The organism is Xanthobacter pseudotagetidis, from assembly GCF_043194795.2.
GTDB classification, from domain to species: Bacteria; Pseudomonadota; Alphaproteobacteria; order Rhizobiales; family Xanthobacteraceae; genus Xanthobacter; species Xanthobacter tagetidis_A.
On the sequence record NZ_CM195534.1, the window covers coordinates 431,048 to 455,093 of the forward strand.

At 71.4% G+C, this 24,046-nt stretch carries 14 protein-coding genes; 12 read left to right on the top strand and 2 right to left on the bottom strand.

Features of this window, described 5'->3' with window-relative positions; all coding sequences use genetic code 11:
• The first annotated feature begins 1 nt into the window (after position 1).
• Both V5F67_RS02040 and V5F67_RS02045 read left to right on the top strand, forming a co-directional pair.
• Complete coding sequence (locus V5F67_RS02040) at positions 2 to 3,298, top strand: molybdopterin-dependent oxidoreductase (protein ID WP_394021911.1); 3,297 nt, start codon at positions 2 to 4, stop codon at positions 3,296 to 3,298.
• Between the two features lie 65 nt (positions 3,299 to 3,363).
• Entirely contained in the window at positions 3,364 to 4,524 is a 1,161-nt protein-coding gene (locus V5F67_RS02045; protein WP_394021910.1) for an NADH:flavin oxidoreductase/NADH oxidase, read from the top strand.
• A 77-nt stretch (positions 4,525 to 4,601) separates the two neighbouring features.
• On the opposite strand, the gene V5F67_RS02050 is transcribed toward V5F67_RS02045, so the two are convergent.
• Complete coding sequence (locus tag V5F67_RS02050) at positions 4,602 to 7,010, bottom strand: tetratricopeptide repeat protein (protein WP_394021909.1); 2,409 nt, start codon at positions 7,008 to 7,010, stop codon at positions 4,602 to 4,604.
• Positions 7,011 to 7,416: 406 nt separating this feature from the next.
• Here V5F67_RS02050 and V5F67_RS02055 point away from each other — a divergent pair, with 406 nt between their 5' ends.
• The 6 genes from V5F67_RS02055 (at position 7,417) to hemN (ending at position 17,184) form a co-directional block, all read left to right on the top strand.
• On the top strand, positions 7,417 to 8,106 hold the full coding sequence (locus tag V5F67_RS02055) for an alginate O-acetyltransferase AlgF (protein WP_394021908.1): 690 nt from the start codon (positions 7,417 to 7,419) through the stop codon (positions 8,104 to 8,106).
• 10 nt (positions 8,107 to 8,116) lie between these two features.
• A complete protein-coding gene (locus V5F67_RS02060) occupies positions 8,117 to 9,505 on the top strand; it encodes an MBOAT family O-acyltransferase (RefSeq protein WP_394021907.1) in 1,389 nt (462 codons plus the stop codon).
• A 10-nt stretch (positions 9,506 to 9,515) separates the two neighbouring features.
• Positions 9,516 to 10,592 (top strand): alginate O-acetyltransferase AlgX-related protein, encoded by a 1,077-nt coding sequence (locus V5F67_RS02065; protein ID WP_394021906.1) that lies wholly within the window; start codon positions 9,516 to 9,518, stop codon positions 10,590 to 10,592.
• Positions 10,589 to 11,593 (top strand): alginate O-acetyltransferase AlgX-related protein, encoded by a 1,005-nt coding sequence (locus V5F67_RS02070; RefSeq protein ID WP_394021905.1) that lies wholly within the window; start codon positions 10,589 to 10,591, stop codon positions 11,591 to 11,593. Before V5F67_RS02065 ends, V5F67_RS02070 begins: the two co-directional genes overlap by 4 nt.
• Before the next feature lie 540 nt (positions 11,594 to 12,133).
• The gene (locus tag V5F67_RS02075; protein ID WP_394021904.1) at positions 12,134 to 15,703 is read left to right on the top strand and encodes a bacteriophage N4 adsorption protein A; all 3,570 of its coding nucleotides are present in this window, start codon (positions 12,134 to 12,136) and stop codon (positions 15,701 to 15,703) included.
• Between the two features lie 104 nt (positions 15,704 to 15,807).
• On the top strand, positions 15,808 to 17,184 hold the full coding sequence (gene hemN / locus V5F67_RS02080) for an oxygen-independent coproporphyrinogen III oxidase (protein WP_394021903.1): 1,377 nt from the start codon (positions 15,808 to 15,810) through the stop codon (positions 17,182 to 17,184).
• A gap of 85 nt (positions 17,185 to 17,269) precedes the next feature.
• Here hemN and V5F67_RS02085 read toward each other — a convergent pair whose 3' ends face one another.
• Entirely contained in the window at positions 17,270 to 17,968 is a 699-nt protein-coding gene (locus V5F67_RS02085) for a helix-turn-helix domain-containing protein (RefSeq protein WP_394021902.1), read from the bottom strand.
• Positions 17,969 to 18,119: 151 nt separating this feature from the next.
• Here V5F67_RS02085 and V5F67_RS02090 point away from each other — a divergent pair, with 151 nt between their 5' ends.
• The 4 genes from V5F67_RS02090 to V5F67_RS02105 all read left to right on the top strand — a co-directional run bounded on the left by V5F67_RS02090 (position 18,120) and on the right by V5F67_RS02105 (position 23,691).
• A complete protein-coding gene (locus V5F67_RS02090; RefSeq protein WP_394021901.1) occupies positions 18,120 to 19,625 on the top strand; it encodes a sensor histidine kinase in 1,506 nt (501 codons plus the stop codon).
• Entirely contained in the window at positions 19,618 to 20,250 is a 633-nt protein-coding gene (fixJ, locus tag V5F67_RS02095; RefSeq protein WP_394021900.1) for a response regulator FixJ, read from the top strand. Before V5F67_RS02090 ends, fixJ begins: the two co-directional genes overlap by 8 nt.
• 106 nt (positions 20,251 to 20,356) lie before the next feature.
• Positions 20,357 to 20,740, top strand: coding sequence for a response regulator transcription factor (locus V5F67_RS02100; protein WP_394021899.1), 384 nt, complete (start codon positions 20,357 to 20,359; stop codon positions 20,738 to 20,740).
• Between the two features lie 284 nt (positions 20,741 to 21,024).
• On the top strand, positions 21,025 to 23,691 hold the full coding sequence (locus V5F67_RS02105; RefSeq protein ID WP_394021898.1) for a bifunctional acetate--CoA ligase family protein/GNAT family N-acetyltransferase: 2,667 nt from the start codon (positions 21,025 to 21,027) through the stop codon (positions 23,689 to 23,691).
• The last annotated feature ends 355 nt before the right edge of the window (positions 23,692 to 24,046 follow it).

Genomic DNA, 24,046 nt, shown 5'->3' on the forward strand with positions numbered 1-24,046 from the left:
CATGACGGCGAAGGCCGGCTTCTGCTCCCTGTGCCGCTCGCGCTGCGGGACCCTCAACGTGGTGGAGAACGGCCGCCTCGTAGAGGTGCGGCCGGACCGGTCCCACCCCACCGGCCAGGCGATCTGCCCGAAGGGGCGGGCGGCCCCGGAGATCGCCCATCACGCGCGCCGCCTCACCGTGCCGCTGCGCCGCACGGCGCCGAAGGGCGCCGCCGACCCCGGCTGGCGCGAGATCGGCTGGGACGAGGCCATGGGCGAGATCGCCGGGCGCCTCGACGCGCTGCGCGGCGAGAGCGGGCCGGAGAGCGTCGCCTTCGCCATCACCTCGCAGAGCTCCAGCCCGATCTCCGACAGCACCGACTGGCTGCAGCGCTTCGTGCGCCTGTTCGGCAGCCCGAACAACTGCTTCGCCGTGGAGATGTGCAACTGGCACAAGGACTACGGCCACGCCTTCACCTTCGGCGTCGGCCTGCCGACGCCGGACTACCGCAACGCCGACCTGATCGTCCTGTGGGGCCATGACCCCGCCAATTCCTGGCTCGCCCAGGCCCAGGCGATCGGCGACGCGCAGGCGCGCGGGGCGAAGCTGGTGGTGGTCGATCCCCACCGCTCCGGCAGCGCCTCGGGCGCCGATATCTGGTGCCCGGTGCGGCCGGGCACCGACGGCGCGCTGGCGCTGGGCATCGCCCGGCTGCTGGTGGCGCGCGGCGCGTTCGACCGGGATTTCGTCGCCCGCTGGACCAACGCCCCGTTCCTGGTGCGCGACGATACCGGCCATTTCCTGCGCGGCGCCGACCTCTGCTGGGACGATGCGGACGGCTACGTCGCCGTCGACGCGCGCTCCGGCGCCATCGCGTCGGCCGAGCAGGTGCGGGCGCCCGACCTCGACGCCGCCATCGCCGTGGAGACGCCCGGCGGCACGCGGCCCTGCCGCACCGCCTTCGCCCACTACCGCGCCGCGCTCGCCCCGTTCACGCCGGACCGCGTGGCGGCGGAGACGGGCGTCGCGCCCGATCTGCTGGAGGCGGTCGCCGACGCCTTCGCCGGCGCGACGTCGGTGAGCTATTACGGCTGGACCGGCATCGGCCAGCACACCAATGCCACCCAGACCGACCGCGCCGTCGCCACCTTGCACGCGCTCACCGGCAGCTTCGACGCGCCCGGCGGCAACGTGCTGTTCGCCAAGCACCCGGTGCGCGGCATCAACCCGCCGTCCCTGCTGGCCCCGGAGCAGCGCGCCAAGGCGCTCGGCCTCGGCTCCCATCCCCTTGGCCCGCCGCGCAACGGCTGGATCACCTCGCGCGACCTCCACCGGGCGATCCTGGAAGGCGAGCCCTACCGCGTGCGGGCGCTGGTGGGGTTCGGCTCCAACATCCTGGTCTCGCACCCCGATCCCGCGCGCTCGCGGGCGGCGCTGGAGGCGCTGGAATTCCAGGTCCACTGCGACCTGTTCCTGAACCCGACCGCGGACTTCGCCGATATCGTCCTGCCGGTGGCGAGCGCCTGGGAGCGCGAGAGCCTGCGCGTCGGCTTCGAGATCACCCAGGAGGCCGAGGAGCTGGTGCAGCTGCGCCAGCGCATGGTCGAGCCGCTGGGGCGCGCGCGCTCCGACCTCGACATCGTGTTCGACCTCGCCGGCCGCCTCGGCCTCGGCGACGCCTTCTTCGGCGGCAGCGTCGAGGCGGGATGGAACCACATGCTGGAGCCCATCGGCCTCACCGTGGACGACCTGCGGCGCCGCCCGGAGGGCATCCGCCTGCCGCTCGCCTGGCGCCCGCGCAAGTACGAGCAGACGGGGTTCGCCACCGACACCGGCCGGATCGAGATCTATTCCGAGCTGCTGCTGCGGCACGGCTATGACCCGGTGCCCGCCTTCGCGCCCCCGGCCGAGCCCACCAGCGCGCGCTTCCCTCTGGTGCTCACCACCGGCAACCGCGGCAATTTCTGCCACTCCCAGCACCGCGACATCGTCGCCCTGCGGCGGCGGGCGCCGGAGCCGGAAGCGAGCCTCAACCCCGAGACCGCGGCGGCGCGCGGCATTTCCGGCGGCGACCGGGTGCGCCTGACGAGCCGCGTGGGCAGCGCGCGCTTCCGGGCGCGGATCGACGCCGCGGTGCAGCCGGGAACGGTGGTAGCGGACTATGGCTGGTGGCAAGCCTGCCCGGACCTCGGCCTGCCCGGCAGCGTGGCGGGCGATCCCGACGGGTTCAACTACAACAACCTGATCTCCAATGCCGATGGCGACCCGGTGAGCGGCGCGCCGGGCCTGCGCTCCTTCGCCTGCGAGGTGTCGCGCGAGAGCGCGGGCGCCTGGATCGGCCGGCGCGCCTTCCGGATCGCCGAGCGGCGCGAGGAATGCGACGGCGTCGTCACTCTGCGCCTCGCGCCCTGCGACGGCGGCGCCCTGCCGGGCTTCCTGCCGGGCCAGCACATCACGCTTCATCGCGGCGGGCTGGCGCGCTCCTATTCGCTGTCCTCGGCCGCCGATCCGGCGCCCGGCGCCTACGAGGTGACGGTGCGCCGGCTCGAAGGCGGCGCGTTCTCGCCGCTGGTGGCCGCCCTGGCCCCGGGCGACGAGGTCGAGTGCCAGGCGCCCGGCGGCCTGTTCGTGCTGCCGTTGCAGAACGAGTTCCCGGTGGTGCTGGTGGCCGCCGGCGTCGGCATCACGCCCTTCATCTCCTACCTGCGCACGCTCTCGGGCGCCGCCGGCGAGCCGAGCGTGATCCTCCATTACGGCAGCCGGGACGGCGCCTCCGAAGCGTTCGGGGCGGAGCTGGCGGCGCTGGCGGCGCGGCTGCCGAACCTCGCCGTGCGCCGGCATCTCTCCCGCCCGATGCCTGGAGACCGGCCGGACGCCGTGGGCCGGATCACCGGCGCGGCCATCGACGACGCGCTGGTCGGCGCCCGCGCCCGCTTCTACCTGTGCGGGCCGGACGCCATGATGCGGCAGGTGACGGACGGGCTGATGGCGCGCGGCGTGCCGCGCTTCGAGATCTTCCAGGAGCGCTTCTGGAGCGGGGAGGCCACCGGCGCCATGCCCACCGGGACCCACCGCATCGTCTTCGCCCGCTCCGGCCGGTCCATGGACTGGACGCCGGAGAAGGGCACCATCCTCGCCTGCGCCGAGGCGGGCGGGCTCGATCTGCCGAACGGCTGCCGCGTCGGCCAGTGCGAGAGCTGCGCCGTCGGCGTCGTCTCCGGCCGGATCGCCCACCTGTCCGACGTCGCCGGGCTGGAGGAGGGCCTGTGCTTCACCTGCCGCGCGGTGCCCACATCGGATCTCACGCTCGACGCCTGAGGCGTCGAGCTCCGCGCGCGGGAGGGGCCTTCGCGCGCGGGCCACAACAGCCCCAAGGGACGTCCATGACCGAGCCAGTTCTCTTCTCGCCCTTCCGGATGCGCGGCCTGGAGCTGCCGAACCGCATCGTGGTGTCGCCCATGGGGCAGTATTCGGCGACACCCGAAGGGTTCGCCACCGACTGGCACCTGATGCATCTCGGCCATCTCGCCGTGTCCGGCGCCGGCCTCGTGATCACCGAGGCGACGGCGGTGGAGCCGGCCGGCCGGGTCTCCAGCGCCTGCCTCGGCATCTGGTCCGACGACCATATCGCGCCGCTGCGCGCGGCCATGGCCTTCTGCCGGCGCCATGGCGGCGCCTCGATGGGCATGCAGCTCGCCCATGCGGGACGCAAGGGCTCGGTCTCGGTGCCGTGGGAGAAGCAGATCGCCCTCGACGAGACCAATGGCGGATGGCAGCTGAAGAGCGCTTCGCCGGTCGCCTATCCGGGCCGGCCGGTGCCCCACGCCTTGAGCGTGGAGGAGCTCGCAGAGATCCGCGACGCCTTCGCGGCGGCGGCGCGCCGGGCGGAGGCGCTCGACTTCGATCTCCTGGAGATCCACAACGCCCATGGCTACCTGCTCCACTCCTTCCTGACGCCGCTCGCCAACGCCCGCACCGATGCCTATGGCGGTTCGCTCGAAGGGCGCATGCGCTTCCCGCTCGAAGTGTTCGACGCGGTGCGCGCGGCGTGGCCGGCGGACCGGCCGCTCGGCGTGCGCATCACCGCCACCGACTGGGCGGAGGGCGGCTGGACCCTGGAAGAATCGGTGGTGTTCGCGCAGCGCCTGAAGGCGCGCGGCTGCGACTATGTCTGCGCGTCGAGCGGCGGCAGCACGCCGGAGCAGAAGATCGCCGTGAAGCCCGGCTACCAGGTGCCGCTGGCCGAGCGCATCCGCGCCGAGGCGGACATTCCCACCATCGCGGTGGGGCTGATCACCGAGCCCGCCCAGGCCGAGGACATCCTGCGCGAGGGCAAGGCGGACCTCGTCGCCCTTGGCCGCGGCATGCTCTACAACCCGCGCTGGGCCTGGCATGCGGCGGAGGCGCTCGGCGCCAACGTCTATTTTCCGCATCCCTACGAGCGCTGCCATCCCTCGCTGCGCGGCAGCGACTTCCTCAAGCCGTTCCGCGACGCCAAGCCAGCGGGCGACGAGGCGCGCCGGAAGCAGGCCGCCGGCGCCTAGAGCCTGCGCCGATCAGCTTGCGGCGCAGGCTGATCGGACAGCGCGCACTCTATCATTAAGCGAGAGCACGCTCCCGCCTATGGCGGCGGGGGCGTCCCCCGCAGCCGCGTGACGAGGGCGGCGATCTGCGGGTCGTCCGGAAGCAGCCGGGCGAGGCGGGCGGCGAGCGGGCGCGCCGCCGCCACGTCGCCGGCGCTCAGCGCGTCGTTCAGGGCCAGGGCGAGAAGGTTGCCGTCATGGGGCGCGCGGGCGAGGGCCGCGGCCAGCACCGCCCGGCTTCCCGCCGCGTCCCCGGTCGAGCGCAGCGCCACCGCGAGCACGTAGGCGAAGCCGGGATCGTCCGGCGCCAGCGCCGCCGCGGTCTGGAACGCCTTCACCGCCTCTTCGGTGCGCTTCTGGCGCACCAGGCTGAGGCCGAGGGCGTGGTGCAGCATCGCCGGCGCCACGCTCCTGGGCAGGGTCTCGCGCAGGATCCGCTCGGCATCCGCCTCCCGCCCGGTGCGGCGGTAGAGGTCGGAGAGGTTGACCGCCAGCGCCTCGGCGCCGGGATCGAGCGCGAGGCCGGCGCGCAGCTCCCGCTCCGCCGCCGCCGTGTCGCCCTTGAGCAGGAAATAGGTGGCAAGGTTGCCGCGCCCTTCCGGCCGGTCGGAATTGAGCCACAGCGAGGCCTCGTAGGCGGAGAGCGCCGCGGAGAACCGGGCGCGGTCGGCTTCCGGCACGCGCGCGGGCGGGATATCGGCCAGCGCGCGCGCCGCCGCGAGCCGCACCGCGAGGACCGGGTCCGAGAGCCGCGGCGCCGCCAGCGCCCAGCGCCGCTCGGCCGGCTGCCCGACGAGCGCGCGCAGGGCGGCGACCCGCGCCAGCGGCTCGGGATCGGCGAGGCCCTTCTCGATCACCTGCTGCCCGGCGCGGGAGGGAAAGCGCGCCAGCGCGTCAAGGGCGGTGGCCCGCGCCACCCCCGGCACGCCGGGGGTGGCGGCGAGCGCCATCAGCTTCTCGCGGGCGGAGGGATCGCCGCGCCGGGCGCCGGCGAAGGCGTCCGCATAGGTCTGGAAGCCCTTGCGCACCGGCCCGTGCCAGGCCTCCACCGCGTCGGCGGCCCATTCGGCCGATTTGTCCTTGTGACAGTCGGTGCAGGCGTTCGGCGTGCCGAGCTTCACCGAAAGGTCCGGCCGGGGAACGCGGAACGAGTGGTCGTGGCGCACGTCCACGCGCATGTAGGTGCGCGCCGGCATGTGGCACGAGATGCAGTCGGGCGCGCCGGGGCCGTCGGGATGGCCGGTGTGGGCCTTCGCCGCGAACTTTTCCGGCGCATGGCACTGGGCGCAGACCGCCGCCCCCTCGGCCTTCAGGCGGCCGGAATGGGGATTGTGGCAGTCGGTGCAGACCACGCCCTTCTCGAACATCTTCGACTGCTTGAAGGCGTGGTCGTTGAACACCTCGTCGCGCATCTGCCCATCGGCCTCGAACAGGCCCTCGGAGAGGAAGGCGGCGAGGTGGGTGTCGGCCAGCGGGTGGCCGGGCTTCCAATCCTCGGAGAGGAGGCCGCGCCGCGCATGGCAGCGCGCGCACAGCTCCACCTCGTCGCCCGCCGGCCGCGCGGGGCTCGCGACGCTCGGGCTTCCGGTGGCCGGATCGGGCGTGAAGTCCACCGGCGGCCGGCGGGCGAAGGCGGCCTCAAATCCCTTCAGCGGCTGGTCTGGGCGTGGCGTGGCGGTGGCCCAGGCCACATGTCCAGCGCCCGGCCCGTGGCAGCTCTCGCAACCGACGCTGACCTCGGAGAAGGTTGTCTTATAGGTATTCGAAGAGGGGTCATATCCCTTCTTGAGCGCTGTCGAGTGGCACTCGGCGCACATGTGGTTCCAGGTCTGCAGCGCACCGGTCCAGTGCTCCGGATCGCCCGGCTTCACCTCGTAGGGATAGACGTGGATCCAGCGCTGGCCGCCGTCCGCCTTCGGCCGGCTGTCCCAGGCCCAGGGCAGCACCTGCCGGCGCCCGTCCGGGAAGGTCACGAGGTATTGCTGCAGCGGCGTGATGCCGAACGCGTCGGAGACCTCGAAGGTCTCGGGCTTGCCGTCGCGTCCCTGCGCCTCCACCAGGAAGCGCGCGCCGTCGCGGAAGAAGCGCGCCGTGGCGCCGAAATCGCGGACGCTCACGCCCGAGAAGTCGCCGAGCACGCTCTGCGGCGCCGCCGCCGCCATGGCCAGGGCATGGTGCGAGGCGGCCCAGTCCTTCGCCTCGGCCGCATGGCAGCCGGCGCAGGCCTGCGAGCCCACATGGCCCTGAGGCGCGAACGCGGCGAGGCGCCCGACGTCCGCGGGAAGCGCTGGGGCATCGGCAGGCATTCCGCCGCCACGGGCCGAGAAGGCGCCGACCAGAAGAACGGATGCGGTGAGTCCGGCAGCGAGCGCACCGGCGAGCGCCCGCAGGTTGCGGACGGCGAACGCCTTGGCCGCCAGCCAGGGCGCGAAGGACACCGGAGGCATCAGCGGATTCGCCCCCCGGGAGTCGCCCGGAAACGGCGGCGGAACGGCATTCTTGAGATCATGCTTAATGCTCGCGGTGGCTGGCACGGCCTTACGGCCCGTGCATGATCTTAGGCCAGCTCGCACGCCGCGTCGCCAGCCCGGCGCGGGGCGTCGCAGCGCCGCAATCCAGGCTTCTGGCGCCGCTGTGATGGCCGCGGCTGTTGCAATGGCCGCGTTTGCGCCCTAGAGCACGGATTGCAGGCGCGAGCGGCGCCTCGACCGTGTTCAGCGTTCTCCCCACCATGGTGCGCCGATCAGGCTGGCAGCGGAGCGGATCGCTCCGGGCCCGCGCCGCCGAGGGAGGGAGCCAGACCGCCCGCGCGCGACGGGCCGCTCCCCGGCGCGCCGTCCCGAAGGTTCACCCATGCGCTCGACCGGACGCCTCGCTCTCATCTTCGCCGCGCTCGCCTCGACCGCGCTCCTGCTGCCGGCGCCCGGCGCCCGCGCAGCCGGCGAGGTGGCGCGCCTCTACGCCCCCAAGCCGCCGCCGGGCTCGGCATTCGTGCGGGTGGTGGACCTCTCCGGCTCGCCTGGCAGCTTCACCTTCGGCGACGGCCCGGCGGCCAAGGCCGCGGACGGCGAGGCGGCCACCCTGTTCCGGATCGTGAAGGGCGGCGTCCCGCTCACGCTGTCGCGCGACGGCAAGCCGGTGGCGGGCGCCCTGGTGCCGGCCGCCGACGGCTTCTCCACCGTGGTGATCCCGCCCGGCGGCGCGCCGGCGCAGATCATCTCTGACTCCACCGAGGGCCGCAACGACCTGAAGGCGCAACTACGCTTCTACAATTTCGTGCCCGGCTGCGCCGGCGCCGTGGCGGTGGTCGACGGCCCGACCGTGTTCGAGGACGTGGCCACCTTCGGCACCCGCCAGCGGGTCATCAATCCCATCGAGGCCAGCCTCACCGGCCGCTGCGGCGGCGCCGCCTCCCAGGCGCTCAAGCTGCCGCCGCTGAAGGCGGGCGACAATTTCAGCCTGTTCCTGGTCCAGGGTCCCTCGGGCGTGACACTCCTCGGGCAGCGGGACGAGACCGAGCCCTATCGCGGCACCGCGAACTGACGGCGCCCGCATGGTCTTCGCCTCGGACAGCTTCCTGTTCCTATTCCTGCCTGCCTTCCTCATCGCCTATGCGCTGAGTCCGGCAGGGGTGCGGAACCTCTGCATCCTTTCCTTCTCGTGGCTCTTCTACGCCTGGTGGCGGGTGGACTTCCTGCCCCTCATCGTCTCCATCGCCATCTGGTCCTGGCTCACCGGCCTGTGGATCGCGCGGGCGCAGGAGCCGGAGCGCCACCGGGCGCTGCTGGTGGGCATCGCCTGGCCGCTCGCCTCGCTGGTCTGGTTCAAGTACGCCAACATGCTGGTGCACTCCGCGGACGTGCTGGGACCCAGCGCCACCGCCTGGTGGGCCGACGTGCTCCTGCCGATCGGCCTCTCCTTCTTCGTGTTCGGCGCCATCTCCTATTCCATGGACGTCTACCGGCGCACCGTGCCGGCGGAGCCCTCGTTCATCAACTACGCCACCTACCAGTCCATGTTCGGCCACCTCGTGGCCGGCCCGGTGGTGCGCTACAAGTGGGTGGCGGAGCGGCTCAAGGAGCGCACCTTCCACCGCGCCGAGTTCATGTTCGGCGTCGAGCGCTTCATGATGGGCTTCGCCATGAAGGTGCTCATCGCCGACACCCTCGCCCCGGTGGTGGATGCCGGCTACCACCTGCCCGACCCGTCCACCGTCGACGTGATCGTCTCCATCGTCGGCTATTCGCTGCAGCTCTATTTCGACTTCGCCGGCTACAGCGCCATGGCCATCGGCCTCGGCCTGATGGTGGGCCTGAAGTTCCCGGAGAACTTCGACAATCCCTACCTTTGCACCTCCATCGGCGACTTCTGGCGCCGCTGGCACATCTCGCTGTCCACCTGGCTGCGCGACTATCTCTTCATCCCCCTCGGCGGCAGCCGGGCAAAGCTGCCGCGGGTGTGCGCCAACCTGCTCATCACCATGGGCCTCGGCGGCCTGTGGCACGGAGCGAGCTGGACCTACATGGTGTGGGGCCTGTGGCACGGCGCCGCCCTGGTGTTCGAGAAGCTGTGGGACGTCTCGGGCTGGCCCAAGGTGCCGCCGCTGGTCGGCCACATCCTGGCGATCGTCTTCATCAATCTCGGCTGGATCCTGTTCCGCTCCCAGAGCTGGGCCGAGGCCGGGCTGATGACCAGCGGGCTGTTCGGCAACCACGGCGTCGGCCTCTCCCCGGGCATGGGCGCGGTGCTGCGGCCGGTGGAGATCATGACCTTCGTGGTGGGCATCGGCCTCATCTACCTGCCGAAGCTGATGCGCATCGACCCGTCCGCCCCCGAGCCGGGCCATACGCTGCGCGCCGCGCTCGCTTTGCCGCTGTTCCTGTTCGCGGTCTGGGTGCTGCAGGGGCGCACGGTCGTCCCCTTCCTCTATTTCCAGTTCTAGGGGGGAGCGCATGGCCGACCTGTTCCGCACCATCGCCACCCTGGGCTTCCTCGCCTTGATCTTTCCGGGCTTCGCCTTCGTGGCGGTGCATCTCGCCGGCCCGGGCAAGGAGCCGATCCTCGCCGCCGCCCACGGCAAGAACCTCATCGACGGCGGGGTGACCGCCGTGGTGGACAAGCAGGTGGTGGGCGCGCTGCCGGGCACGCCCGCCTTGGACGGGCTGATGGCCGGCCTCACCTATCTCGCCCTCGACGACGCCGGCCCGCAGGTGCGCGCGGGCTGCCCCGGCTGGCTGTTCATCACCGAGGAGATCGCGTTCCAGAAGGGCGGCGACGCCAACCTCGCGGCGCGGCTGAAGATCGCCGCCAAGATCCGCGACGCGGTGAAGGCGCGCGGCGTCGAGATGCTGGTGATGCCGGTGCCCGACAAGATCTCCGTCTCGCGCGACGGCAGTTGCGGCCTGCCGGTGTCGCGCCAGGCGCAGGGGCGCCTCGACGCCTGGCGGGCGGGCACCGCCCACATGGGCCTCCAGCAGGTGGACGTGATCACCGGCTTCCCGGCCCACGGCTACCTGCGCACCGACACCCACTGGAATTCGGACGGCGCGCGCTACGCCGCCGAGACGCTCGCCGCCGCCATCACCGCGCGCCTCGGGCCGGGCACGGAGAAGGTGGAGGTGACGGTGGGCGCGCCGCAGCCCCGGATCGGCGACCTGATGCACCTGTCGGGCCTCGACCGCTCCTACACCTGGTCGGGTCCCGCGCCGGACATGCAGGGCGAGGTGTCGAGCCGCATCATCCGCTCCGGCGGCCTGCTGGACGACGTTCCCGCGCCGAGCGTGGTTCTGATCGGCACCTCCTTCTCGCTGCGCTCCGGCTTTCCCGACTTCCTGTCCGCGGCGCTGTCGCGCGAGGTCGGGCAGAAAAGCCGCGAAGGCGGCGCTTTTTCCGGCGCCATCCTCGACATCCTGCTCAACAATCCCCAAGTGCTGGACGGTACGCGTCTCGTGGTCTGGGAGCTGCCCATCCGCACGCTGACCTACCCCCTCACCGAGGCCGAGCGCCGCTTCCTGGGAGACGAGAAATGACGCTGCCCCCTCCGCGCCCCCGCGCCATCACGCGCCGCGCCTTCGGCGCCGCCGCCGCCGGCCTGATGGTCGCCGCCGCCTTCGGCGCGGCGCCTGCCCGGGCGCAGAACAGCGTCATCATCGGCAAGGGCGGATGGCTCTTTCCCGGCTGGGAGAGCCTGACGACGCTCGACAAGCCCGGCATCGACAAGGTGGTGGGCCTGATCGCCGACACCAAGGCCGCGCTCGCCGGGCGGAACATCGCCCTGATCGTGCCCGTGGTGCCACTGAAGGCGCGCTCCTATGCGACCAACCTCCCGGACGGCACGCGCATCTCCGCCGAGATCGAGGGCCAGTACGACTACATCCTCGGCAAGCTGCGGCAGGCCGGGATCGAGGCGGTGGACCTTCGCCCGGCGCTGAAGTCGGTGGAGACCGGCAAGCAGACCGCGTTCTACCGGGCGGACTATCACTGGACCGCCTGGGCGGCCGAGGCCGCGGCCGACACCGTGGGCCAGCTCATCAAGCAGAAGTTCCCGCGGCTCGCGGGACAGCCGGGCACCGGCGACAAGCTCGGCCAGTGGGTCACCCAGCGCAATCTGGGCGATCTCGCCCAGCGCTTCCTCACCCCCGAGCAGCAGCGCCAGGTGGGCCCGGACCTGTTCACCGTGCGCGCCTCCGGCCAGAGCGGCGGCGGCCTGCTCGGCTCCGGCCCGGCACCGGTGCACGTGGTGGGCAACAGCTTCGTGCAGCCTTATCTCGGCTTCCCGCAGAAGCTCTCCAGCGTCATCGACCGGCCGGTGTCCCTCACGTGGCAGCCGGGAAACGTAGGGCCGTGGGCGACCTTCCTCCAGTTCCTGGCGGCGCCCGACTTCCAGCGCGCCCCGCCGCAGATCGTCATCTGGCAGTTCAACGAGGGGCCGTTCCATTCCGGCCCGGAATCGCCCGACCAGTGGGACACCGCCTCGCTGATGAGCCCGCAGACGTTCCGCGATCGCATGCAGCAGGGCGTGCGGCGGTAGCACGCTAAAGTATTCGGCCGCGGCTCCGGAACGGACAGATCCGGAGCCGCGGCCTTTTTGCTGATAACAAGCTGGCATTTCACACATTTCAGCCGATGCCGCCGCCCCGCCCCGCGCGCCGCCGCAGAGAGTAAACAAATCCTGAATACTTGGTGGCGCAGGCGCCACACGCCCACGTCAAGAGCAGCAAGCTTTTGCGCCCGACCGGCCCGCGCCGAAGCCACGCCGGGCGTCCCGACGCCCCCGGAGCGGCGTCTTCGCTATTGAATTAAGATATTGATTATAAAATATTATTCTGGCGCACACCTGGGGCGGCGCGCGGCGCCTCGGCCTTCCAGCGGACGCCCGGCCCCGTCGCCACAATAGTAAACAAATGGTGAATACTTACATGCGCCAAGTTGTTCCCATGTTAAGGTTAACTGCTATTTAAGCATTTGCGGCGACGGTGACGCCATGACCACCGCGCTCGATATCCGACACGTGCCCTCCGCCCGTTCACGGCAACGGAAGAAGCTCCTGAGGCGGATCGCCTTGGGCCTGATGGTGGCCGCTTCAGCCGGCGCGATGTCTCTCGCCTTCTCGGGCGGGGCTCCGGCCCAGCCATCCGAGCCGCCACGGCTCGCCGCGCCGCCGCGCCTGGCGCAGACGCTGCCGTCGCTGCCCTCCGCCACTCCCCCGCAACCCACCACCTCGGTGGCCGCGCCGGCTCCCGCCCCCCAGCAGCAGGCCGCGCCGCCGCAGCCCGGAGGCCCCGCCGCAGCGCCCGCGCTTTCGGCCCAGCCGCCGGCACCCGAGCCGCCGGAACTCACCGGCGAGGCCTGGCGCACCGCCGACATGGCCTACAAGGCGCACCGCGACAAGAACTACGCCCAGGCCTCGGCGCTCGCCCGCGAGGCGCTGAAGCTGCGGCCGGACGTGCCGCGGCTCTGGCTGCTGCTCATGGATTCGCTGGAGGCGCAGAACCGCCTCGCCGAATCGGTGGCCGCGGCGTCGGAGGCGGTTGCCGCCGGCATCAAGGACCCGACCGTGATCGCCCGCCTCAGGGCCCAGAGCCGCATCCTCGCCCAGGGTCCGTCCCTGGCCGCGAACAAGGCGCTCGCCGACCACAACCCCAAGGCCGCCATCGAGGCCGCGAGCCGCGCCATCGCCTTGGTGCCGGACGATCTCAGCTACCGCATGCTGCTGGTCTATTCGCTGATCGCCGACGGCCAGATCGAGGCGGCGGAGAAGGCGGCGACGCAGGCCATCGAGGCCGATCCGCGCTCGTTCCTGCCCCGCACCCTGCGCGGATACCTGCGCGAGCGGCTCGGCCAGATCGAGGCGGCGGAGGCGGATTTCGACGAGGCGCTGAAGGACGAGGTGCTGACCGGCGACACCAATCGCGACGTGCGCATCGTCATCGCCGACGCGGCCATCGCCGCCGGCCATCCCGAGCGCGCCCTCAGGGTGCTGGAAGGGCTGGACGCCAAGGAGCCCGGCGTCGCCGCCCGGCGCCAGGTGGCCAACGCCCAGAAGGACAAGCCGCAGATCGTCCCGGACAACGCCAACCAGATCCTGCCGGTGCCCTACCAGAAGTGCACCGACACGCCCTACGGGCCGGTCTGCAGCCTCGTCCCGGCCACCACCCCGCCCGGCGCCGGCGTCTCCGACACGCCCGGCTACATCGAGGCGCTGGAGGCGTTCAACGCCTATCGCGACGGCGACAACGCGCTCGCCGAGACGCGCATCCGCGAGGCGCTCCAGGCGAGCCCCGGCAACCTCGCCTGGCGGCGCCTGCTGATCGACACCCTCGACCGCGCCAACAAGCTCCAGGATCTCGCGACCGCCATCCGCGAGGCGATCGCGCTGGGCGACACCGATCCCTCCCTCGTCGCCCGCAAGGCGGTGACCGACAAGCGCCTCGCCGAGCCGGACGCGGTGCAGGCGATCAAGGACGTGGCCGCCGGCAAGACCAAGTCCGCGGTCGCCGCCGCCAAGCGCGCCGTCGACCGGGCGCCCGACGCCATGGTCTATCGCGTGGTGCAATTGCAGGCGCTGCTCGCCGCCGACCAGACCGAGGAGGCGCTCGCCGCCGCCAACGCCGCGGTGCAGATGGACGAGAACGACCCGCTGCCCCGCATGGTGCGCGGCTATCTGCTCCAGAAGACCGGCAAGACGCTCCAGGCGCGCAAGGACTTCGACGCCGTGATCGGCTCGAACATCCTCACCGACCTCGAGAACGTCAACTACCGCCTGATCGCCGCCAACGCGGCGCTCGCCAACGGCCAGGCCGAGGAGGCGCTGAGCCTCATCGAGCCGATCGAGGACCCGAAGAACCGCGAGATCGATGCGCTTCGCAAGGTCGCCCAGGCCATGCTCAAGAACCCGACATCGAAGCGCCCGGCGCTGCAGGAGCCGCAGGTGTTCTGCCAGCCCACCACCTACGGCGTCATCTGCTCGGTGTTCGCCAACCAGGGCGGCGGGGGCGGGGATGCGAGCTCGCCCGGCTACGCCGACGGCACCGAGGCCTACGAGGCCTTGGCCAAGCGCGACTATGCCCGCGCCGAGGCGGCCGCGCGCCGCGCGGTGGCGGCCGATCCCGACAATCGCGGCTACCGCCTGCTGCTCATGCAGGTGCTCACCGCGCGCGGCAAATATGCCGAGGCGGAGCAGATCGCCAGCTATCTGCTGGCCCGCAGCCCGCGCGACGCCACGCTCCTGGTCCAGCGCGGCGGCCTGCGCCTGAGCGCCAAGGACTATACCGGCGCCATCCGCGACTACCGCGCCGCGCTCGCCTCCGGAAACCTGCCGGTGTCGCAGTATCGCGCAGTGCGCCTCTCGCTCGCCGACGCGGCGCTCGCCGCCAAGCAGCCGGAGATCGCGCTCGCCACCTTGAAGCCCATGGCCAACGAGCGCAGCTACGATGTCCAGGCGCGCCTCGGCTATGCCTATCTGGCGCTCGAAGACAAGGAGAGCGCGCTCGCCGCCTTCTCCGAGGCCGCGGTCTACGCCACCACGGCGCAGCAGCGGCGCACCATGCTGTCCGCCCGCATCGGCGTGCTGGTGCAGCTCGGCCGCAAGGACGAGGCGAAGCAGATCTTCCTCGAGGCCTACAACCGCGGCGAGCTGCGCGGCATGAAGGCGGTCGACCTCGCCGTGCTCGCCGGCCAGGTGGGCGAGGACCAGATCGCCTACGACTACTTCACCGAAGCGGACGCCAAGTGGCAGCTGCGCGGCACGACGCTGATCGACGCCGCCTACAACGCCCGGCGCACCTACCACAACAACGAGGCCATCGGCTATTTCAAGCGCGCCATCGACGAGCACCGCGAGGGCAAGCTGCCGATGGACCCGCAGTATCTGTTCGGCCTGCGCCGCGAGGTGGCGGAGCTGAGCCGCACCTGGGGCGCCTACCTCTCGGCGAGCTATGGCTCCTCGGCCGGCATCGCGCCGTCCTCGGCGCTGGCGCCGCTGCCGATCAGCGCCAACCGGGCCGTGGGCATCGGCGGCGAGATCTACTGGCGCCCGCCGGGCATCGGCTATCGCGACGGGGCCATCTTCGAGCTGTTCGTGCGCGGCTACGGCACGGCCTACTCCGAGAACGGCGGCGCCGGCTGGGACACGGTCCAGGGCAGCGTCGGCGCGCGCTGGAAGCCGCTCAAGGACCAGAACCTGATCTTCGAAACCGCCTACCTGTTCCCGGTGGGACAGGCCTCCCGCCAGGACTGGCTGCTGCGCGCCGCCTATTCCAAGAGCGAGGGCACGGACCTGCGCGTGGACGTGCCGCACTGGCGCACCTGGCAGATCTATGCCGACTACAACTATTTCGCCATGTCGGGGCAGACGGTCTCCAGCTTCGAGGCCCGGTACGGCGAATCGTTCCGGCTCGACGCCATCAGCAACCGGCTGGTGCTGTGGCCGTTCCTCGCCATCGGCGGCAGCTACGACAACAGCGTGGACACGCCGTTCGCGCTCGGCGCCGGACCGGGAGCGACCATGCGCTACTGGTTCCGCGAGGACGAGTACACGGCGCCCATGTCGTATCTCGACCTCACGCTCCAGTACCGCTTCAAGCTCGCCGGCGACGACCGCGCCGAGGGCATCTTCGCCGGCGCCTTCCTGTCCTACTGACGGGCGCGCCGGGGCACGGCCGCGCAACGCCGGGTCCGCATGCCGCGGGCCGGCGTTGCGCCACGTCAAGGCGCGCGTGGCCGGGCGGCGCGATGCATTCGGCCATGAGACCGGATCTCCTCGCCCGCTATTCGCGGCCCGTGCCGCGCTACACCAGCTATCCGACCGCGCCCCACTTCAGCGCCATGGACGGCGAGACCTATGCCCGCTGGCTCGCCGACGCGCCCGCCGAGGCTGCCGTCTCGGCCTATGTCCATGTGCCGTTCTGCGCCGAGCTGTGCCTCTATTGCGGCTGCCACACCCAGGTGGCGCGCACGCGCGTGCCGGTGGAGGCCTATGCGCGGCGGCTGGTGGAGGAGATCGGCCTCGTCGCCGCGCGCGTGCCCGGGCACCGGCGCCTCACCCATCTCCACTTCGGCGGCGGCACGCCCACCATGCTGGAGGACGCGGACTTCGCCGCCGTCATGGGCGCGCTCAGGACGGCGTTCGACTTTGCGCCCGACGCCGAGATCGCCATCGAGATCGATCCGCGGGTGATGGATGCGGGCAAGGCCCGCGTGCTGGCGCGCGAGGGCTTCAACCGCGCCAGCCTCGGGGTGCAGGATTTCGAGCCGAAGGTGCAGGCCGCCATCGGCCGCACGCAGTCTTTCGAGACCACGCGGGCGGTGGTCGAGGCGCTGCGGGCCGAGGGCATCGGCGCGATCAATCTCGACCTCATGTACGGCCTGCCGCACCAGGACGAGGCGTCGGTGCGGCGCACGGTGGAAGCGGCGCTGACGCTGGACCCGAGCCGCATCGCCGTGTTCGGCTACGCCCACGTGCCGTGGATGAAGAAGCATCAGGCGCTGATCCCCGAGGCCCAGCTGCCGGGACCTGAGGCGCGCCTCGCCCAGGCCGAGGCGGTGGCGGCGCTGCTCGGCGACCACGGCTATGCGGCGGTCGGGCTCGATCATTTCGCCAGGGCCGAGGACGCCATGGCGGCGCGCGCCCGCGCCGGCACGCTGAAGCGCAACTTCCAGGGCTACACCACCGACGACGCGCCGCTGCTGCTGGGCTTCGGCACCTCGGCCATCGGCGCGCTTCCCCAGGGCTACGCGCAGAACATCGCCTCGACCCCGCTCTGGCACAAGGCGGTGGCGGAAGGCCGGCTGCCGGTGGCGCGCGGCATCGCCGTCACGGCCGAGGACCGCCTGCGCCGCGACGTGATCGAGCGCCTCATGTGCGACCTGGAGGTGGACCTCGACGCCGCCTGCGACCGCCACGGCTTCGCGCGCGGCACCTTCGCCGCCGAGTTCGCCGGCATGGCGGACCTGGTGGCGGACGGCCTCGCCGAGGTGAGCGGAGGGGTGGTGCGGGTGCCGGAGGCGGCGCGCGCCTTCACCCGCGTCGCCTGCGCCCGCTTCGACGCGCGCCTCGCCGCCCAGAAGGCGGCGGAGGAAGCCGAGGGCGGGCAAAAAATGCGGCACGCGGCGGCCGTCTGAGGACCGCCATCACGCGTGCCGAGGCAGGAGGGCGGCCGCGGGGGGAAGACAATCCGCCGCGCCCTGGAAGAATGACCGGGAGGGATCAGGAATTCAGCTGGCGCAGCGCATTCCGGTCCCGCAGCACGACCCGGCGCGACGAGGGCAGCGCGATGGCGCCACGCTCCTCCAGATGGGTCAGGGTGCGCGAGACGGTCTCGATGGTCAGGCCGAGATAGTCCGCGATGTCCTGGCGCGACATGGGCAGCAGGACCTCGTCCGTGCTGGCGCCGGAACGGGCGGCGATGTCGACCAGGAAGGTGGCGACGCGCTCCTGGGCGTTCTTGCGACCGAGCACGAGCAGGTGGTTCTGCGCCCGGTGCAGCTCGGCCACCGTCAGCGACCACAAGGCGTGGGAGAGTTCGGCATCATCGGAGGCGCGGGCGAACAGCATCGAGCGCTTGATGCGCACCACCTTGGTGTCGCACACCGATTCGGCCGAGAAGCGGTGCCGGCCGGAAGCCTCCCAGCCGAACACGTCGCCCGGCAGGCAGAAGGCCTCGATCTGGCGCCGGCCGTCGCCGAGCAGCTTGCAGATCCGCACCGCGCCGGACAGGACCACATAAACGTGCTCGGCGCTGGCGTCCTCGCCGTAGATTTCCGCATTGCGGTCGTAGCCGACCACGGCACCGAGCGTCGAGAGGATGCTGACAGGCCGATGGGTATCCGCGTCATCCTTCCACTTTCCCGAAGGCGGGAGCGGCGCATAAGCTCTGGTGGCGATCGCGGCGGCGGGGGTCGGCATCGTTACCTCCTGCAATGCGCCTCGCTCGGGAGGCCTGCTTTGGATAGGCGCTTGCAGGAAAACGATAAATTCGGCTCTTACACTTAAGTCCGTCTCCTTAGGTAGAACTACGGAGGGGCCCGGCGGCTCCTCAACCCGGATCGGCGAACCCGTGAGCGAGGCGCAGAACGTGAGCAAGACCAAGGCAGGCGCGGCGTCATGGGTGTCGGCGCCGGTGCGGCAGGTGGTCGCCGGGGTGGCGGTGGCCGGGGCGGCGCTGCTCGTGTGCCAGCTGTTCGCGCTGCCCCCGCTCGGCGGCCACGGCCTGCCGCTTCTGCTCGGCGCCGTGGTGGTGGTGAGCGCGCGCGGCATCGCGGCCGGCATCGCGGCGCTGATCGCCGGCATCGCGGGCGCGGCGACCATGGCCGCCGTCGCGCCCGCAAGCGCCGCCTTCGACCCGGTCGCCGCCGCCCTGTTCGCCGCCTGCGGCATCGGCATCTGCGCGATGGGCGAGCGGCTGCGCCGCACCACCTCCGACGCGGTGGCCCGCAACCGCGACCTGATGGCGCGGGAGGCGCACCTCTCCTCGATCCTCGACACCGTGCCCGACGCCATGGTGGTGATCGACGCGCAGGGCGTGATCCGCTCCTTCTCCTCCGCCGCCGAGCGCCTGTTCGGCTTCGGCGCCGCCGAGGCGGTGGGCCGCAACGTCTCCGCGCTCATGCCGGAGCCCTACCGCACCGCCCATGACGGCTACATCCAGCGCTACCTGACCACCGGCGAGCGGCGCATCATCGGCATCGGCCGGGTGGTGGTGGGCGAGCGCAAGGACGGCACGACCTTCCCCATGGAGCTGTCGGTGGGGGAGATGAAGTCGGCCTCCGAGCGCTTCTTCACCGGCTTCATCCGCGACCTCACGGAGCGCCAGGAGACCGAGGCGCGGCTGCAGGAGCTGCAGGCCGAGCTGGTGCACATCTCGCGCCTCACCGCCATGGGCGAGATGGCCTCGACGCTGGCGCACGAGCTGAACCAGCCGCTGTCCGCCATCGCCAACTACATCAAGGGCTCGCGCCGGCTGCTGGAGGGCGACCCGCCGCGCCTGGAGATGATGCAGGACGCGCTGGAGAAGGCCGGCGAGCAGGCGCTTCGCGCCGGCCAGATCATCCGCCGGCTCAGGGACTTCGTCTCCCGCGGAGAGAGCGAGCGGCGGCTGGAGAGCCTCTCCAAGCTGGTGGAGGAGGCAAGCGCGCTCGCGCTGGTGGGCGCCAAGGAACACGGCATCCAGGTACGGTTTCACTTTGGCGCGAAATGCGACCTCGTGCTTGCGGACAAGGTCCAGGTGCAGCAGGTATTACTCAACTTGATGCGCAACGCGGTGGAGGCGATGATGGACACGCCGCGCCGCCAGCTCACGGTCCGGACCGAACCGGCGGAGGACGACATGGTTCTCATCAGCGTGTCCGACACGGGCCACGGCATAAGCCCCGAGGTCGGCGCGCAGCTGTTCACGCCGTTCCTGACCACCAAGCGGCACGGCATGGGGGTCGGGCTGTCGATCTCGCGCACCATCATCGAGGCTCATGGCGGACGCATCTGGGCCGACCCCAATCCGGAGGGCGGCGCGGTGTTCCGCTTCACCCTGCGCGCGGTGGACGAGGAGGCGACGGTCGATGACTGAGACGGCGGTCATCCATGTGATCGATGACGACGATGCGGTGCGCCAGTCCCTCGCCTTCCTCCTCGCGACCGTCGGCTACCAGGTCAAGGAGCACCCCTCGGCCCAATCCTTCGTCGATGCCGGGCTGCCGGCGACCGATGCCGCGGCGGGCTGCATCATCACCGACGTGCGCATGCCGGAGATGACCGGCATCGACCTGCTGCAGCACCTGAAGGACAAGGGCTCCACCGTGCCGGTGGTGGTGATCACCGGCCATGGCGACGTGCCGCTGGCGGTGACGGCCATGAAGCTCGGCGCCGCCGACTTCCTGGAGAAGCCGTTCGACGACGTGGCGATCATCGACGTGGTGAAGTCGGCCCTCGCCCGGCGCGAGCAGACCCACCAGCACGACGCCATGCGCGAGGAGGTGGCCGAGCGCGTCGCCGCCCTGTCCCAGCGCGAGCGGCAGGTGCTGGAGCTGCTGGTGGCCGGCCAGGCCAACAAGATGATCGCCTACGACCTCGGCATCAGCCCCCGCACGGTCGAGGTCTACCGCGCCAACGTCATGACCAAGATGAAGGCCCAGAGCCTGTCCGAGCTGGTGCGCATGGCGCTTCTGGCCGGCATTGTCCCGCGCGGCGCGTGAAACCCCTTGATCTGCCGCAAGGCGCGCCCCGCCCGCGTCCGCTAGCGTCCGCCCTCACCGGCCACGTGCAACCCCACGAGCGGGTCGTGGGAAGGAATGAGAGGCAATGACCGGCGAGACGAAAGGTTGGATTGTCCACGTGGTCGACGACGACCTCGCGGTCTGCAATTCCCTGAAATTCGCCCTGGAGATCGAAGGGTTCTGCGTGCGCACCTACGCCAGTTCGCGCGAGTTCCTGGACGCCGACATCTCCTGCCGCGGCTGCATGATCGTCGACTACAATCTTCCGGGCCTGAACGGGCTCGACCTGGTCAACGAGCTCGACCGGCGCGACGTGAAGCTGCCGACCTTCCTGATCACCTCCAACCCCACCGCCCGTGTGCGGCGCCGCGCCGTCGACCAGGGCGTGGCGATCATCGAGAAGCCCCTGCTGGGAAACCAGCTGAGCGAGGCGGTGCGCGACAGCTTCTGCCGCTCCCGCCCCTGCTAGAGCGCGCGCCGCTCAGCCTGCGCCGCAAGCTGAGCGGATACCGCGTTCTCCCTCATTAAGGTCGGGCGCGATCCATCCAAGAACACCACGCCGGGGAAACGCTCGCCGCCGCTGTGAAGCCGACAGGAGCCCGGTGCAGGCCGGACCCCGTTCGCCATTCGGTGCCCCGAGGGCGTTCCCCTGGGGAAATTCATGCCGGACATTCACGCGCGGCCGTCTTACGTTTGGGGCATAGTCCGAGCGCCAATGCCGGCGGCCGCACCGCCGCACCAGCGAGGCGAGACATGACCACGCGCAATCTCGACGCCCTCTTCCGTCCGGGCGCGATCGCCCTGGTGGGCGGCAGCAACCGGCCCGGCTCCATCGGCGCCGTGATCGCCCGGAACCTGTTCGAGGCGGGATTCCAGGGGCCGATCCTCACGGTGAACCCGAAGGAGCGGGCGGTCCGGTCCTCGCTCAACTATCCCTCGGTGGCGGACCTGCCCATTCCGGTGGACCTCGCGGTGATCGCGACCCCGCCCGAGGCCATTCCCGGCGTCATCTCCGGCCTCGGCGAGAAAGGCTGCCGCGCCGCCGTCGCCATCACCGCCGGCTTCGACGAAAGCGAGGGCGCCGTGGGGCCGGACCTGCGCCAGCGGATGCTGGACGCGGCGCGGCCCCATCTCCTGCGCATCGTCGGCCCCAACTGCCTGGGCTTCATCTCCACCGGCGCGCGGGTGAACGCCAGCTTCGCCCATCTCATGCCGGCCAAGGGCGACGTCGCCTTCGTCTCCCAGTCGGGCGCCATGGCCAGCGCGGTGCTCGACTGGGCCAGCGCCCGCGGGTTCGGCTTCTCCCACATCGTCTCGCTGGGCGACAAGACCGACGTGGATTTCGGCGACCTGCTGGACTACCTCGCCCTCGACAATTCCACCCGCGCCATCCTGCTCTATGTCGAGAGCATCACCGACGCGCGCAAGTTCATGTCCGCCGGCCGGATCGCCGCGCGCGCGAAGCCGGTGATCGTCATCAAGGCGGGACGCACCGCGGCCGGCGCCAAAGCGGCGCTCTCCCACACCGGCGCGCTCGCCGGTTCCGACGCGGTCTACGATGCAGCCTTCCGCCGCGCCGGCATGCTCCGGGTGGGCGAGCTGCGCGAGCTGTTCGAGGCGGTGACGACGCTGTCCTCCGGCATCCGCCTCGCCGGCGACCGGCTGGCGGTGCTCACCAACAGCGGCGGCGCCGGCGTGCTGGCGGTGGACGCGCTGGACGGCACGCCGGGCCGCCTCGGCACCCTCGCCCCCGCCACCGTCGAGGCGCTCGACAAGGTGCTGCCCTCCGGCTGGTCGCATGGCAATCCCGTGGACATCGCCGGAAACGGGCCGAGCGCGCGCTACCGGGACGCGCTGGCGGCGCTGCTGAGCGACAGGGGTTCCGACGCCATCCTGGTGCTCAACTGCCCCACCGCGGTCGCCGACAGCTCCGAGGCCGCCGACGCGGTGATGGGCCTCTTGGAGACGCGGCCCCGCGCGCCGGTGCTCACCTGCTGGCTCGGCGAGCAGACGGTGGCGCAGGCGCGGCGCCGGTTCGCCGCCCGCAGGATACCCACCTACGAGACCCCGGACGAGGCGGTGCGCGCCTTCGCCCACCTGGTCTCCTACCAGCACAACCAGACCCTGCTGATGGAGACCCCGCCGGCCCGCACCTTCGAGGAGCCGGACCGCGGCCGGGCGCGGGAGGTGGTGGACGCGGTGCTCGCCGCGGGCCGCAGCGTGCTCACCGAGTTCGAGGCCAAGGCGGTGCTGGCGGCCTACGACATCCCGGTGGTGGACACCCGCATCGCCGCCACCCCCGAGGAGGCGGGGCGGCTCGCCGGCGACATCGCCGGGCCGGTGGTGGTGAAGGTCATATCGCACGACGTCACCCACAAGTCGGACGTGGGCGGGGTGCGGCTCGACCTCCACAGCGCCGCGGCGGTCGAGGACGCCTGCCGCGCCATCCTCGCCTCGGTGGCGGAGAAGAAGCCGGGCGCCCGGGTGGAGGGGTTCACGGTGCAGCAGATGATCCGCCGCCCCAACGCCCAGGAGCTGATCGCCGGCATCGCCCACGACCCGACCTTCGGCCCGGTGGTGCTGTTCGGGCAGGGCGGAACGGCGGTGGAGGTGATCGCCGACCGGGCGGTGGCCCTGCCGCCGCTGAACGGCGTGCTGGCGCGCGAGATGATCGAGCGCACGCGCGTCTCCAAGCTTCTCGCCGGCTACCGGGACCACCCCGCCGCCGACATCGACGCCATCGCTGGGACGCTGATCAAGGTCGGCGAGCTGCTGGCCGACCTGCCGCAGATCGCCGAGCTCGACATCAATCCGCTGCTGGCCGACGAGCGCGGCGTGATCGCCCTCGACGCGCGCATCGTCGTGCACGAGGCGCAGGTGAGCGGCACCGACCGCTTCGCCATCCGGCCCTATCCATCGAACCAGCAGAAGGAGATCGTGCTCACCGACGGGCAGGTGCTGGCGCTGCGGCCCATCCGCCCGGAGGACGAGCCCGGCCTCGTCGACGTGGTGCGCCGCTCCGATCCGCAGGACGTGCGCATGCGCTTCCTCGGCTCGGTGAAGGACTTCCCGCACCTGATGGCGGCGCGCCTGTCGCAGATCGACTACGACCGGGAGATGGCCTATGTGGCGATCGAGTCCTCAGGCGAGATCTGCGGCGTGGTGCGCATCATCGCCGATCCCGACAACGAGGAGGCCGAATACGCCATCATGGTGCGCTCGGACATGAAGGGGCGCGGTCTCGGCTACCGCCTCATGACCGAGATCCTCGACCATGCGCGCAAGCGCGGCCTGAAGCGCGTGTTCGGGGACGTGATGCGGGAGAACCTGCCGATGCTGCACATGGCCGAGGACCTCGGCTTCAAGATGCGGCCGGGCAGCGAGGACCCCTCCATCATGCGGGTCGACATCGCGCTTTAAGCGCGGCCGACAGCATTCGAACGTCGTCCAGCCCCGCTCCGCGATGCTCAAACTTGGACCGCATCGGCTACCGCCGGGCCAGCCGGCCGCGGCCAGTCCAGCTGGGAAAAGCGTCATGGAAACATATCGTTAAGAAAGCACACCGGAATTTGAGCCGGCCCGGAAACCCGGTTGAACCTTGACCCGCAGGCCACCTCAGGCGATATCCGCGCTTGCCACATGGACGGGCAAAGCTCACCATGAGATAATTATAACGATATTGCGTCGAGTTGAGAGTTGAATCGAGTCATGACGCGGCACCGGCATGCGCGGCGCGCCGGCGTCTGGACGTAGAACTCTGGACATAGAACTCTGA

Bases quoted from the DNA above. Each gene is read 5' to 3' on its own strand.
- V5F67_RS02040 (WP_394021911.1), top strand. From the start codon at position 2: ATGACGGCGAAGGCCGGCTTCTGCTCCCTGTGCCGCTCGCGCTGCGGG.
- V5F67_RS02045 (WP_394021910.1), top strand. From the start codon at position 3,364: ATGACCGAGCCAGTTCTCTTCTCGCCCTTCCGGATGCGCGGCCTGGAG.
- V5F67_RS02050 (WP_394021909.1), bottom strand. From the start codon at position 7,010: ATGCCTCCGGTGTCCTTCGCGCCCTGGCTGGCGGCCAAGGCGTTCGCC.
- V5F67_RS02055 (WP_394021908.1), top strand. From the start codon at position 7,417: ATGCGCTCGACCGGACGCCTCGCTCTCATCTTCGCCGCGCTCGCCTCG.
- V5F67_RS02060 (WP_394021907.1), top strand. From the start codon at position 8,117: ATGGTCTTCGCCTCGGACAGCTTCCTGTTCCTATTCCTGCCTGCCTTC.
- V5F67_RS02065 (WP_394021906.1), top strand. From the start codon at position 9,516: ATGGCCGACCTGTTCCGCACCATCGCCACCCTGGGCTTCCTCGCCTTG.
- V5F67_RS02070 (WP_394021905.1), top strand. From the start codon at position 10,589: ATGACGCTGCCCCCTCCGCGCCCCCGCGCCATCACGCGCCGCGCCTTC.
- V5F67_RS02075 (WP_394021904.1), top strand. From the start codon at position 12,134: ATGGTGGCCGCTTCAGCCGGCGCGATGTCTCTCGCCTTCTCGGGCGGG.
- hemN (WP_394021903.1), top strand. From the start codon at position 15,808: ATGAGACCGGATCTCCTCGCCCGCTATTCGCGGCCCGTGCCGCGCTAC.
- V5F67_RS02085 (WP_394021902.1), bottom strand. From the start codon at position 17,968: ATGCCGACCCCCGCCGCCGCGATCGCCACCAGAGCTTATGCGCCGCTC.
- fixJ (WP_394021900.1), top strand. From the start codon at position 19,618: ATGACTGAGACGGCGGTCATCCATGTGATCGATGACGACGATGCGGTG.
- V5F67_RS02100 (WP_394021899.1), top strand. From the start codon at position 20,357: ATGACCGGCGAGACGAAAGGTTGGATTGTCCACGTGGTCGACGACGAC.
- V5F67_RS02105 (WP_394021898.1), top strand. From the start codon at position 21,025: ATGACCACGCGCAATCTCGACGCCCTCTTCCGTCCGGGCGCGATCGCC.